This is a genomic window from Shewanella sp. GXUN23E (genome assembly GCF_050865035.1).
Lineage (GTDB): Bacteria > Pseudomonadota > Gammaproteobacteria > Enterobacterales > Shewanellaceae > Shewanella.
Genome location: NZ_JBOZWP010000016.1, coordinates 24,385 through 37,481, shown reverse-complemented (window position 1 = coordinate 37,481; position 13,097 = coordinate 24,385). Strand labels below are relative to the sequence as shown.

At 55.9% G+C, this 13,097-nt stretch carries 13 protein-coding genes; 5 read left to right on the top strand and 8 right to left on the bottom strand.

All coding sequences use genetic code 11. The features are described 5' to 3' along the window. Positions 1-30 precede the first annotated feature (30 nt). Together ACRRUX_RS13955 and ACRRUX_RS13950 are read right to left on the bottom strand one after the other, a co-directional pair. Positions 31-369: a TM2 domain-containing protein gene (locus tag ACRRUX_RS13955; protein WP_432531350.1), complete on the bottom strand. Its 339-nt coding sequence runs from the start codon at positions 367-369 to the stop codon at positions 31-33. A 273-nt stretch (positions 370-642) separates the two neighbouring features. Beyond that, a complete protein-coding gene (locus ACRRUX_RS13950) occupies positions 643-2,196 on the bottom strand; it encodes a glutamate synthase-related protein (protein WP_432531348.1) in 1,554 nt (517 codons plus the stop codon). Between the two features lie 271 nt (positions 2,197-2,467). Between ACRRUX_RS13950 and ACRRUX_RS13945 the strand changes: the two genes are divergently transcribed. Genes ACRRUX_RS13945 through ACRRUX_RS13935 form a run of 3 tightly spaced genes read left to right on the top strand, consistent with a single transcriptional unit; the run spans position 2,468 to position 4,301 of the window. Continuing rightward, positions 2,468-3,856: an alanine/glycine:cation symporter family protein gene (locus ACRRUX_RS13945; RefSeq protein ID WP_432531346.1), complete on the top strand. Its 1,389-nt coding sequence runs from the start codon at positions 2,468-2,470 to the stop codon at positions 3,854-3,856. A gap of 58 nt (positions 3,857-3,914) precedes the next feature. Further along, positions 3,915-4,124, top strand: a complete 210-nt coding sequence (locus ACRRUX_RS13940; protein ID WP_432531344.1) for a hypothetical protein — start codon at positions 3,915-3,917, stop codon at positions 4,122-4,124. Between the two features lie 36 nt (positions 4,125-4,160). Next, positions 4,161-4,301 (top strand): hypothetical protein, encoded by a 141-nt coding sequence (locus ACRRUX_RS13935; RefSeq protein WP_432531342.1) that lies wholly within the window; start codon positions 4,161-4,163, stop codon positions 4,299-4,301. Positions 4,302-4,362: 61 nt separating this feature from the next. Here the strand turns inward: ACRRUX_RS13935 and ACRRUX_RS13930 are convergent, their stop codons facing one another. The 5 genes from ACRRUX_RS13930 to ACRRUX_RS13910 form a co-directional block, all read right to left on the bottom strand. After that, positions 4,363-5,472 (bottom strand): ABC transporter permease, encoded by a 1,110-nt coding sequence (locus ACRRUX_RS13930; RefSeq protein WP_432531340.1) that lies wholly within the window; start codon positions 5,470-5,472, stop codon positions 4,363-4,365. Then, entirely contained in the window at positions 5,469-6,515 is a 1,047-nt protein-coding gene (locus ACRRUX_RS13925) for an ABC transporter ATP-binding protein (protein WP_432531337.1), read from the bottom strand. The genes ACRRUX_RS13930 and ACRRUX_RS13925 overlap by 4 nt, the downstream gene beginning before the upstream one ends. A gap of 16 nt (positions 6,516-6,531) precedes the next feature. Beyond that, positions 6,532-7,488 (bottom strand): HlyD family secretion protein, encoded by a 957-nt coding sequence (locus ACRRUX_RS13920; RefSeq protein ID WP_432531335.1) that lies wholly within the window; start codon positions 7,486-7,488, stop codon positions 6,532-6,534. A 124-nt stretch (positions 7,489-7,612) separates the two neighbouring features. After that, positions 7,613-8,971, bottom strand: a complete 1,359-nt coding sequence (locus ACRRUX_RS13915) for a flavohemoglobin expression-modulating QEGLA motif protein (protein ID WP_432531334.1) — start codon at positions 8,969-8,971, stop codon at positions 7,613-7,615. A 197-nt stretch (positions 8,972-9,168) separates the two neighbouring features. Beyond that, positions 9,169-9,342 carry a PA3496 family putative envelope integrity protein gene (locus ACRRUX_RS13910; protein WP_432531332.1) on the bottom strand — a complete coding sequence of 58 codons (174 nt, stop codon included), beginning with the start codon at positions 9,340-9,342 and terminating at the stop codon, positions 9,169-9,171. A 409-nt stretch (positions 9,343-9,751) separates the two neighbouring features. On the opposite strand from ACRRUX_RS13910, the gene rimK reads away from it, so the two are divergent. Next, positions 9,752-10,654 carry a 30S ribosomal protein S6--L-glutamate ligase gene (gene rimK, locus ACRRUX_RS13905; RefSeq protein ID WP_432531330.1) on the top strand — a complete coding sequence of 301 codons (903 nt, stop codon included), beginning with the start codon at positions 9,752-9,754 and terminating at the stop codon, positions 10,652-10,654. Between the two features lie 180 nt (positions 10,655-10,834). Continuing rightward, complete coding sequence (locus ACRRUX_RS13900) at positions 10,835-11,101, top strand: YihD family protein (protein WP_432531328.1); 267 nt, start codon at positions 10,835-10,837, stop codon at positions 11,099-11,101. 153 nt (positions 11,102-11,254) lie between these two features. On the opposite strand, the gene ACRRUX_RS13895 is transcribed toward ACRRUX_RS13900, so the two are convergent. Continuing rightward, positions 11,255-12,967, bottom strand: a complete 1,713-nt coding sequence (locus ACRRUX_RS13895; protein WP_432531326.1) for a formate--tetrahydrofolate ligase — start codon at positions 12,965-12,967, stop codon at positions 11,255-11,257. Positions 12,968-13,097: the final 130 nt, after the last annotated feature.

Below are 13,097 nucleotides of genomic sequence, written 5' to 3'. Positions count from 1 at the left end.
TTGCCCCGGTGTGATGCCGGGGCAGAGGGCTTAACAGCTCAATTCGCGGCGACAATAGCGGCGTTGAAATGCCATCGGTGTCATTCTCACTGTGCGCAGGGCATCCAGCCATCCCAGTGCCACAGGCACCAGAGTCCAGCAGAAAGCCAGGTATAGGGAACCCTTAAGGTGTTGTCCCAGATAAAATTTATGCACGCCAAATCCCCCCAGCAGCAATCCATACCAGGCCGCCAGTTGCTGGTTTTTGATACGGATATGGGGATCGACACCGGCCAGCGCTTCCAGGCCAAGGGCGCAGTGGCAGGAGGTGCATACCGGGCTGCCCAAAGGCAGGTCGATTCCGCATTGAGGGCACGGATTATGGGTCATTGTTCAGCTCCAGAGGGTAGTGCCAGTGAAACTTGTCATTGGCGTGCAGGGTTGGGAAATTATGCGTACATGTGTTCGCTGAGATCCAGATATCCAGATCACAGTCTGAAAAAATATTAACTTGAATAATCTTTGAAAAAGCGGCTTCGGCGAGGCTGGCGTAAGGGCGGGGTGATAGCAGGCCGGAATACAGGTGTTTTCCGGGCTCCAGTGAGTGGCTGGTTGCCCGTGTGCCACGGCACACGGGCATTAGCAGATGTTCATGAAGCGATCTCAGTCAAGGGTTATGCCTGAGTATCGAATGCCACTGAGTTTGGCCATGTCTCTGTGCCAGGTCGCGAGATCGTTGAGGTTGAACTGATTGAGATGACTATGGCCGCAGGCTCTGGCCATGACCTGCATCAGCTCGGTTGAGGCGGCAAAAAAGTTGCCGAGTCTTGCCGCGGCAACTCCGACATCCAGCCTTGCGCGTAATTCCGGTTTTTGAGTGGCGATGCCACTCGGGCAGTTGTTGGTATTGCAGATGCGGGCGCCGATACAGCCAATCGCCTGAATGGCGGAATTTGACAGAGCCACCCCGTCAGCGCCCAGCGCCATGGCTTTAACAAAGTCCATCGGCATGCGCAGGCCGCCGGTGACGATCAAAGTTACTCTACCGCTGGCACCAACACTGTCGAGATAACGGCGGGCTCGCGTCAGCGCCGGTATGGTGGGCACACTGATATGATCCCTGAAGATCTCCGGTGCCGCGCCGGTACCGCCGCCCCGCCCATCAAGGATGATGTAATCAGCACTGGCATCCAGGGCAAATTGGATATCCTGTTCGATGTGGTTGGCGCTGAGTTTGAAGCCTATGGGAATACCGCCGCTGAGCGCTCTGACCCGATCGGCAAAGCGGCGGAAATCGGCAACTGAGTGCAGATCTTTGAAAGTGGGCGGTGAGATTGCATCTTGTCCGGCAGCGATACCTCTTACCTGAGCTATCTTGCCGATATTCTTGGCGCCGGGCAGGTGTCCGCCGGTGCCGGTTTTGGCGCCCTGGCCGCCTTTGAAATGAAACGCCTGCACTTTGCTGAGCAACTCTTCCCTGAAGCCAAACATGGCGCTGGCCAGTTCATAGAAATAGCGGGAGTTGGCGGCCTGCTCCTCCGGCAACATGCCTCCTTCGCCCGAGCAGATGCCGGTGCCGGCAAGTTCTGCGCCGCTGGCCAGAGCGATTTTGGCCTCCTCTGACAAAGAGCCGAAGCTCATGTCCGACACAAACAGCGGGATTTTCAGTATCAGCGGTTTTCTGGCCTCCGGGCCGATGACCAGCTCAGTCCCCACGGGCACATCCTCCAGCAGCGGTTTGCTGGCCATTTGCGCCACCATAATCTGGATATCATCCCAACCTGGCAACTGAGTACGGGGGACGCCCATGGCGGTCATGCGGCCGTGGTGTCCCAGTTTGCTCAGGCCCTCGGTGGCCAGTTGGTGGATGTACTGTACATGGGGCTCGATGTCGGTATTGACCGGTGCCGGAGGCTTGTTGTTACCGCTGTGAATCGACTCGGGTCCCGGACCGGGTTTGCCAATCTCAGTGGCGGAAAACCGGCTGTGGGTGCCATCGCAAAACGGGCTATTGCCAGTGTGTTTGCAGGCGCACAGGAAGGCGTCGCCATCCTGCTCGGCGGTAAAGGTCTGAGGGGTGAAATCAGTTCCTGCATGGCTGCCATCGCAGAATGGCTGGGATTTGGACAATCCGCAGCGACAGAAGTAGTAATCCTTACCAGCCTGCAAAACGACTTTCACCGGTTTGTTATCGGCAATGACGGGAGTGGAGGGCATAGGCGATTCCTGTGGTCTGGACGGGAACTGTTGTCTTTGGTTGCCATCGGCAGTGAGCGAAAACAGCCATCCCGTTGGATGCGGTAGTGATGTTATAGCCCTGTCCGCTGGTTCAGTGATATTCACCTTTCGGGTTACCTCTTCCATTGATGCGTATTTTTCGCTTGATTAAGCAGCAATAAAAGGCGCGATGAATTGTCAGTAGGACTTTTCAAATGTTAAGTGTTCGTTGTAGTCTGTTCGCCACAGCTAACAATAATAAGAGATTGATATGGAAGCGCTGTTGGAGAAATTGGTGGACTGGACCGGGGTGGTCAATGGCATCGTCTGGGGCACTCCCATGCTGGTGTTCATCCTTGGTGTTGGACTGTTTTTGTCCGTGGGCCTTAAATTTATGCCCATATTGAAACTGGGCACAGGCTTTAAGCTGCTGTGGACCGGTCGCATTCCCGATAAAGATCAAAATATGAAAGGGGAGATCAGCCCTTTCAATGCCCTGATGACCTCGCTTTCGGCCACCATAGGCACAGGCAATATTGCCGGGGTGGCCACCGCGATTGTGATGGGCGGCCCGGGAGCCCTGTTCTGGATGTGGTGTACCGCGCTGGTGGGGATGGCAACCAAGTTTGCCGAAGCCGTGCTGGCGGTTAAATACCGCGAAGTCGACGACTATGGTAACCATGTCGGCGGCCCCATGTACTACATCAAAAATGGCCTGTCTTCAAAGTGGGCCTGGCTGGGTACCGCTTTTGCGCTGTTTGGCTCGTTCGCCGGGTTTGGTATCGGTAACACAGTGCAGGCCAATTCGGTGGCCGATGCCCTGAGCACCAACTTTGCCGTGCCCACCTGGGTGACAGGTGTGGTGATGATGGTACTGGTCGGTCTGGTGCTGATGGGCGGTATTAAACGGATTGCCGATGTGGCCGGAAAACTGGTGCCTTTGATGACAGTGTTTTACATCACCGCCGGGCTGGCTGTGCTGGTGGTCTACGCTGCTGAGATCCCCGCCGCCTTTGCGCTGGTGATTGAAAGTGCTTTCAGTCCTGTGGCGGCTCAGGGCGGATTTGCCGGCGCTGCTGTGTGGGCGGCGATTCGATTCGGTGTTGCCCGCGGCGTGTTCTCCAACGAAGCCGGTCTTGGCAGTGCGCCCATTGCTCATGCCGCGGCGCAAACCAACAATCCGGTGGCCCAGGGGCTGGTGGCTATGCTCGGCACCTTTATCGACACCATCATAGTGTGCTCCATTACCGGGCTGGCGATTGTGGTTTCCGGTGCCTGGACATCCGGTGAAAACGGCGCTGCGCTGACCTCTTACGCTTTCTCCCACGCTTTGCCTATGGGCAATTACATAGTCGCGGTGGCGCTGGCTATCTTTGCTTTCACCACCATTCTGGGTTGGAGTTTTTACAGCGAAAAGTGCGTGCAGTATCTGTTTGGCGTTAAGGCCATCAAGCTATTTCGCCTGATCTGGACGCTGGTGGTGCCGCTGGGTGCCATGGCCTCGCTGGACTTTATCTGGCTGTTGGCCGATACACTTAACGCCATGATGGCGATCCCCAATCTGATCGCGCTGATGCTGCTGAGCCCAGTGGTGTTTGAACTGACCCGCAAGTACTTTAAAAAGCAAAAAGAGGCAAAGGAGTTGGCTAAGCAGCGCTGAACTAATAACTAGGCTGCTCAGGTATTTGCTTGGTCGGAATAGCACTATGGAGGGGGTCATGGAGCGAGTGACAATGTTGGCCATCGCGGTGGCTGTCGTATCGCTGACGGCATGCAGCGGTGGCAGGTTTTCTTCCAATCTGGAGGAATATGGGCAGGCAAAAATTCAGTCCGGCGTTGTGAAACTCTATCGGCAGGATGAGATTTTTAATCGAAATTATGTGGCACTTGGGCAAGTAGAAACCAGTTTCTGTGGCGATGTCAGCTAATTGCAGGAAGGGCGTTACGCACCCAGTGAGGCAGTGATGAAAGATGCGCTGAAGCTGCAAACCCGCAAGCTTGGTGGCAATGCGCTGGTCATTAAGCAGTGTGGCAAGGGTAATTATCGTGGCTGCAGCATTTATACCGAGTGCATTGGTCTTGCCTACCAACTGACAGATGCCTGAGTGTCTATGCAGATACCGGTGGGGATAGCAAAACGGCGCCATGGGCGCCGTTTTCTTTGGGTTAATCCAATCGCTTGCTGAAGCGCAGTGAGGCCAGCACTATCCCCAGTGCGGTGAACCCCAGCAGCCACAGGGCATCGGCGGCCATATCTGAGAGATCGCCGCCCCGCAGTACTATGGCTCTGATGATGCGCATAAAGTGCGTGCCCGGCAGCAGCTCGGCGATCCACTGCGCCGGTTTGGGCATGGCTTCAAAAGGGAACATAAAACCCGACAGCAATATGGTGGGCAACAACACAAAAATGGTCATCTGCATTGCCTGCAGCTGGTTTTTTGCCAGGGTGGAGATAAGCAGTCCCAGACTCAGACTGGCGGCGATAAACAGCAGGGTGCCCATGAGTAATTGAGAGATATCGCCATTGATGGGCACAGCAAAAATCAGGTGGCCCAACCCCAGAATGATGGCCATCTGCAGCAGGCCAACCAGAATATAGGGCAGGATTTTGCCCAGCATCAGCTCCAGCGGCTTGATGGGGGTGGTGATCAGCAGCTCCAGATTCCCTTTCTCCCGCTCGCGCACTATGGCGGCCGAGGTGAACAGTATCATGGTCATGGTGAGGATCACCGCGATCAGGCCCGGCACGATATTGACTGCACTGCGCTGCTGCGGGTTATAAAACAGCGCCACCTCAAAAGTCGGCGGACGGGTTGTTGTCTGCCCGGTGATTTGATCCAGCGGCATACTGCGCAGTTGCCTTATTGCGCCCGCCACCATGGTATCTGAGCCATCCACCAGCCATTGCCCCAGGGTTTGCTGATTGGCAAGGCGGCCGGTGAGATCCGGTGGCAGTACCAGAGCCGCGCGGATTTTTCCCTCCGTGATGGCCTGCTGCGCCTGGGTGACCTGATCATAATTGGCGACAATCTCCACCACCTGAGTCACCCTGACCGCTTCCACTATCCAGCGTCCGGCTGCGCTGCCACTTTGATCGACAATGGCGACCGGCACGTTGCGCACATCAGTATTGATGGCGTAGCCAAACAGCAGTAATTGAATCAGCGGGATCATCACCACCATGCCGAAGGTCAGCCGATCCCGCTTGAGCTGCCGCATCTCTTTGGAGACGATGGCGCCAATCCGTCGCAGGCTGGCCAGTATGACGGTCATCATCGGCGGCTCTCCTGGCTTGGCGTGTGGGCGGAGCTTACGTTTGCGACCGGGTCGTTACCAGTGCAGTCGACAAACACATCCTCGAGATTGGGGGAAACCCGGGTGAGATTGACCGACGCAGGCAGGTGTAATGCGGCGCTCAGATAATGCTGCGGATCGTCGATGGCTTTATCCACCAGCACCCGCAGGCGACTGCCCAGCTGAGCTGCACTGGTCACGGCGTCGAGGCGCAGCAGTGGCTCTTTCCGTGATCTTAAATTATCGCCGCTGATTTCAATCACATTGGCTCGCATATTGGCCATCAGGGCCTGTGGGCTGCCGTCGGCGCAGATCCGGCCGCGGTTCATGATCGCCAGCCCGTGACAGCGTTCGGCCTCATCCATGTAATGGGTGGTAACCAGAATGCTGGTTCCGGCCTGGGACAGATCAAACAGCTGCTCCCAGAAGTCCCGGCGACTTTGGGGATCGACCGCTGAGGTAGGTTCATCCAGAAACAGCACTCTGGGCTGATTGATACAGGCGCAGGCCAGTGCCAGCCGCTGTTTCTGGCCGCCACTCAGGGTGCCGGCCAGCTGCCTGCTCAGCTCGCCCAGTCGGTAGGTCTGCATCAACTGCTCGATACGGCTGCGCGCCAGCGGACGCGGCAGGCCAAATATTTGCGCCATAAAGTGAAGGTTTTCGCTGACGCTGAGATCCTCATACAAAGAGAACTTCTGGGTCATATAACCGATTTGTTGCCTAAGCAGCTCGGCTTGTCGGGGGACTTCCAGGCCAAGCACTCTGGCTTGCCCCCGGGTGGGCGTCAGTAACCCGGTCAGCATGCGAATAGCGGTAGATTTGCCACAGCCGTTGGGACCAAGAAAGCCATAGATCTGACCTTCAGGCACTTTAAGGCTCAGCTCGTTGACCGCAGTAAAATCACCAAAGCGTTTGGTCAGTCCCAAGGCTTCGATGGCAAGCTCCTGGCTTGCGGGCCCCTGCTTGTCTGCCGTCGGGCTGTTGCTCAGGTCTGTACTCAAATCAGTACTCGCATCAGTACTCATATTTGTGTTCATGAGGTCACTCATGGCTGACCGTGGGCAGATTGACCTGCGCCGGAATACCTGTGGGCAGGGAAGCCGCGCTGTCGTCCAGATCCAGCTCGGCCAGATACACCAGTCTGGATCTGTCCTGCTCGTTGAGGGCGTAATAGGGCGTAAAAGCACTTTGGGCACTTACCCAGCGCAGGGTGCCCGTGAAGTCATTGGCCGTGCCATCCACCTGCACCGGCAGTTGCTGGCCAATGTGCAGGCGTGCGACATAGGCTTCTGGGACATAGACTCTGGCGTAAGGGGCGTTATCTGCCTGAATGGCGACTATCACTGAGCCCAGTGGCACCCGCTCACCGACATTGAATGGCAGGCTGTCGAGGCGGCCATCGCGGGTGGCGCGTACACTGAGATCATCCAGGATCTTTTGCTCCAGTGCCAGTTTTGCCAGGGTGGCATCGAGCGCCGCTCTGGCCTGATTTATCTCCTCCTCACGCACTCCGGCAATCAGTTTACTCAGCTGCTCTGCACTGGACTCCAGCTCGGCTTCTGCCTGATCGCGCAGCGCCCTGGCCTTGTCATTTTCGGCAGGGCTGGCGAGTTTATCCTTGCGCAATTGGTTGATCCGCTGGAAGTTGAGCTGCGCCTCGGTCAGGGCGGCGCGGGCCCGGGCGACATTAGCCTGGGCGGCGGCAATATCTTCAGGACGCTCACCATTGGTCAGGCGCAGCAGAAAAGCCCTGGCTTTGGCAACGTCGGCTTCTGCCATAGCGACCATAGCCGTTTGTTTGCGGGTGTCGAACTGCAGTAACAGTTCGCCCTGTTTGACCTGGCTGCCTTCACGTACCGGCAACTCAGTGATGATTTCATCCGAGGTGGCGCGCAGCAATACCCGATCGCGCTCCAGTGTTCCCAATGCCTGAGGCGGTGGCGGCTGGCTGCAGGCGAACAGCAGGCACAGTGGCAATATCATCCAGCTTGATTTCATGTCGCATCCCCGTCCTGTTGAGGCATCCCCTGATTGTACAAAGTAAATCAGTCGCTTCTGTGAAGCCAGCAGGAATTTTGTGATGTGCTGGCCGCATAGTTTGCGGCCAGCCAGAGGCTGGCGATCAGTCTGAGCTGTCGTCGAACTCGGTCTCGTCGTCGAGAAATTCCGGGATCGGATCTATGGTGGGCAAGTCTTTGAACAGCCTCTGGAAGTGACGCTGTACCCCTTTCAGATCTATGCCGGCAAGGCCGGTGGCGAAGCCAAACCAGGCGTACAGGCCGGAGTAGTCCTCAAACATGGGCGGCAGGTATTCCGGCGCCACCACAATGCCACGCTTGTAGGCCTGATACAGCACAGGGATATCTTCAATGGCCAGCTTGCCGACAAACAGCATGGGGATAAGTTCCGGCATGCCGGCTGTGATGGCAGCGCGAATGAAGTTGATGTTCTCCACATAGCCGCGAACGTACGAGATGTCCTTGGTAAAGCAGGAGCCGCCGGTGACCACGCCGCCGCGAAACACCCGCTGAGTGACCCGGTAGCTGTCCTTTTCGCTGAGATTTTGTCCGCGAAAATGGCGGTACACTTCGATAAAGTCAGCGCCATTTTCCGCCATATCCACGGCGGTGACCCGATCGCTGATACGTCTTGCCCGCCCAGGGGTGGAGCTTAAGGTCAGCATTTCCAGCAATACCGCCAGACCTTCCTGGGTGGCGGCAACTCTGGGGGAGCCGGATCTCAGCCAGGTGGCCCAGGGTTGGGCGCGGCCATTGAGTGTGGTGCCCAGGTGCGCCCAGCCTTCATGCACCTCATAAACGTTCAGATCCGCCTGACTGAACATCGCCTGACTGTTGAGTTTGATGGTATCGCCGCCCACAGCTGCGTCTGAGACGATACCGTCACTCAGGCGTACCAGGATGTCGTCATTGAGAAAATAGCGGTTGAGACGATGACTCAATTCATCCACGGCTTCTTTGGCGGTAATGCTCTTGGGATGGCGTTTGTTGATGCGTCTGGCCGCGGGCAGGGAAAACAGGTAACTGAGGCGATCGCCCAATTGTCTGAGGGTATGGCGGTCGCCGTGCAGTTTGTGGCGGGCCGAGCCGTAGAGTTGCTGGCTGATGTAGCCAAAATCCTCCTTGCCCCGCGCCAGCAGCAGCTCCACTACCAGCTGATACTGCTCGATGTTTTTGACAAGGATACGACCAAGAGGATCTTTGCTGCCCAGTTGTTTGCGGATGCGTTTTTTCAGCGATTTAAGCGCTTCGCGGGTGGTATCAGGCTCAAAGTTGAGTTTGCGACGGCGATAATAGTCGGCATCTATGTCCGGCATGCGCTGACCGCCACTGGCGAGAAATCTGATTTCCTGCTCTCTGGGCCATTTGATGGCATCGAGTACCTGCAGTGGTGCCTGCAGTCGGATCAATTCATCGGAAAAGCTTTTGAGATGTTCTTTATAGGCCTGTTCAACCGAAGACATGGCAGGAATTCCATTTTTACCTTGTTGCCCGACGACCAAAGCGGGCGTTGGTCGGGTGCGGCAGATGGGCGCACTGTTGATAGGGTTATAGCACAGGGATATGAGCAGAGATACAGCTTCAGGTTGTTGAAATCCACAGAGATGAATGAAATCAACCGGCCCATGGCGGGCCGGTGACCACACGGAGCACTAATTGCTCAGTCGTCCAGTCCTAACGCCCGACGCAATTCGCGCTGCTCGAAATAGTCATCCAAACGTCGTTTTAACTGGCGTTTTTGCTCCATGGATTTGGCAGCCTGCGGATTCTGAGGCTGGGACACATCGTCCATTTCGAGATCGTCTTCCACTGAGGTATCAACAATCTTAGGCATGGTGTATGGCTCCATTGGGTCAGCCCCGCCCTGGCGGGTTGACGGTTGCTTTTCGGGGCAATTTCTAACGAAAAAGCATTTTGCTGAAAAGCAAAATATGGTGCTCGTCCCGGACCGGATGTCGAATATTTGAAATTGTTCACAATCATTGCCCCTGGCGTGAATCCGGCAACATTCACTGCTGTTGGGGGATGGGTATTTATCACTCTGTTCAATGGCTTGGCGATAGCATAAAGTGGTGTTTTCAGCAGCAGTTCCGGCCGCTGCGAGATTCTGCTTGCCAAATATGGCAGGATGGACAAAGATTCGCGCTTTGGCCGTCCCAGGGGATGGCCTGACTGAGTTCAGTCGTTGACTGGCCTTCCTGTGGGAGGCGTGGTTCGATCATTTTTATTGAGCTGGAAATTTCATGAAAATTGGTATTTTGTCGCAGCATCCGGAGCTGTACTCCACCCGTCGTCTGGTGGAGGCCTGTGAGTCCAGAGGGCATGAGGCGCTGGTGATCAATCCGTTGAATTGCTACATGAACATCAATTCGGTGCAGCCGACAATTCACCTTGAAGGGGAAGACATTGGTCAGTTTGACGCCATTATCCCCCGTATTCACGCCAGTATTACCTTCTACGGCTGCGCACTGGTGCGTCAGTTTGAGATGATGGGCGTATACGCTATCAACGACTCTATTTCTATCTCCCGCTCCCGCGACAAATTGCGCGCATTGCAGTTGTTGTCACGCCAGAACGTGGGTATGCCGATTACCGGATTTGCCAGCAAGCCGGATGATATTCCCGATCTGATCAGCATGGTGGGCGGTGCGCCGCTGGTGATCAAGCTGCTGGAAGGGACGCAGGGCATTGGTGTGGTATTGGCTGAAACCAAAAAGGCGGCGGAGAGTGTGATCGAAGCTTTTCTGGGGCTGAAAGCCAACATCATGGTGCAGGAGTACATCAAGGAGTCCAACGGCAGCGACATCCGCTGTTTTGTGGTGGGTGACAAGGTGGTGGCTGCGATGAAGCGTCAGGGGCCTGAAGGCGACTTCCGCTCTAACCTGCACCTTGGCGGTACGGCCGAGAAAATTAAAATCACCCCCGAAGAACGTAAAACCGCTGTTGCGGCTGTCAAGGCCATGGGACTGGGCGTGGCCGGGGTGGATATTTTGCGCTCTGCCCGTGGTCCACTGGTGTTGGAAGTGAATTCAGCACCGGGCATTGAAGGTATTGAGCAGGCCACCGGTGTCAAGGTCGCGGAAAAAATCATCGAGCATATTGAGAAATCGGTCGCGGCCCGCAAGTCCAAGAAGACGGTAGCTTAATCGCTTCTTTCAATCACAAAACGCCCGCTTTGCCGGGCGTTTTGCTGTCAGCGCTAACCTGTCAATTAATGCGCACCCGGCAAGCAGCAGGATATCTTGGCTTGGTGTGATATTTCAGAATTTGATAATGTAGTCCTGTTCAAGTGAATTCAGGCCGGTCGGCCTAATCTGGAGTCTGTAATGAAATGTCATCGCGTTAACGAATTGATTGCGCTGTTGCACCCTGAGTGGCAAAAAGAGCCTGATCTCAATCTGCTGCAAATGCTCGCTAAACTGGCTGCTGAGGCAGGTTATCAGGGCAAGCTGGAAGATTTGAGTGATGACGTGCTGATCTACCATCTGAAGATGCGTAACAGCGACAAAGACGAAATGATCCCGGGTCTGGCGAAGGACTATGAGGAAGATTTCAAAACCGCCATTCTGCGGGCCAGAGGCGTGATAGAGTGATTGTTGATATCACTCGCTGCACAACAAAAGCGAAACCCTGAGGTTTCGCTTTTTTGTTGTCAGCAGGCGCTAAATTCAGAGCCGAACACCTTGAATGGCTTGTGGCTGGCCGCACGCGTTGCAGTCAAATACCTCTGCGCGGTGAGCTGCGGATCAGGCCAGCCCGGTAATATTACCATCGGCATCGACATCGATATTCAGATACGCAGGTTTCAGGCCGAGTCCCGGCATGGTCATCACGCTGCCCATCAGCACTGTGATAAATCCGGCGCCGGCATTGGGCTGCAGCTCAGTGACCGGAATGGTAAAGCCGGATGGTGCACCTTTGAGGAGGGGATCATGGCTGATGGACATGGGCGTCTTGGCCATGCACAGCGGCAGCTTGTCGTAGCCCAGAGCTTCCAGAGTCTGCAACTGCTCCCGGGCTTTGGCTGACAGACTGATACCCGCTGCGCCATAGCCATCGACTGCCAGCCGATTGAGTCGCGCTTCAAGCGGCGTATCCAGTTGATACAGCAATTTGAAATCGGAGGGGCTGTTTGCCGCCTGCACCACTGTGCGGGCCAGTTCAATGGCGCCTTGTGGGCCTTCGGCAAAGGCATTGCTTAACTCGCAGCCAAAGGCGGCGCTTTGCATCACCTTTTGTTTCAGCCACTGCAGCTCTTCTTCGGTATCGGTCGGGAAGCGGTTAATGGCGACCACCACAGGCACACCATAACGGCTGACATTATTGATATGCCACTCCAGATTGGCATAGCCAGCTGCCAGGCGCTCGGCATCCGGCGCGGTAATGGCGGTTTCAGACGCGATACCTGAGTTGGCTTTCAACGCCTTGAGGGTAGTGACCAATACCGCCGCAGCCGGCGCATCACCTGATTCCCTGACCTTGATATTGCTGAATTTCTCAAATCCCATATCTGAGCCAAAACCAGCTTCGGTCACCACATAGTCACAGCAGCGCAGGGCGATTTCATCCGCCAGAATGGAAGAGTTGCCATGGGCTATGTTGGCAAATGGCCCGGCGTGAACCAGGGCCGGTGCGCCGGACAGGGTCTGCATCAGGGTTGGCTGAATGGCTTCGGTCATAATGGCGGTCATGGCGCCTGCCACACCCAATTGTTCGGCGGTAATGGGATTCCCCGCTTTATCCAGCGCCAGCAGGATGCGGCCCATGCGCTGGCGCAGATCTGCCAGTGAGCGGGACAGTGCCAGGATCGCCATCAGCTCGGAAGCGGCGGTGATATCAAAACCTGAATCGTGCACGGGACCATTGTTGTGACCCAGACCGGTGGTGATCTGGCGCAGCGCCCGGTCATTATGATCCATCACCCGTTTCCACAGAATGTGCTCAGGGTCGATATGTAATGGTTGCAGGCCGGTCTGAGCGGTAAAGTTCTCGGCACCCAGGCGGGTTTCATGGTGCAGTCGGGAATCCAGTGCCGCCGCCGCCAGATTGTGAGCGCTGGTCACTGCATGAATATCACCGGTCAGATGCAGATTCAGCTCGTCCATGGGGACGACCTGGGCATAACCCCCACCGGCCGCGCCACCTTTAACCCCAAACACCGGACCCATGCTGGGCTGGCGGATGCAGGCAGCCACGTGTTTGCCTATCGCATGCAGTGATTGAGTCAATCCTATAGTGGTAACCGTTTTTCCTTCACCAAAAGGCGTTGGGGTTACCGCGGTTACTATGATGAGTTTGCCTTTGGGGCGGTCGTTCAGGCGGCGTAAAGATGACAGATGGATCTTGGCTTTGGCGGCACCATAAGCCGTCAGTTCATCGGCTCTGAGGCCCAGTTTTTCGGCGATAACGGTGATCGGCTGAAGACTGGCTTGTCTTGAAATCTCAGTGTCGGTCAGCATTCTGTGTGCTCTCTTGGTGGGGCGGCTACCTGGGGCGGTGCAGCGATATCCGGTGGCCGGCTCTGTCCTTGTTTTGGGTGGCGCTATGTTAGGTTAACTCAGGTTTGCAAATCTTGCCGAAAATGCAAAG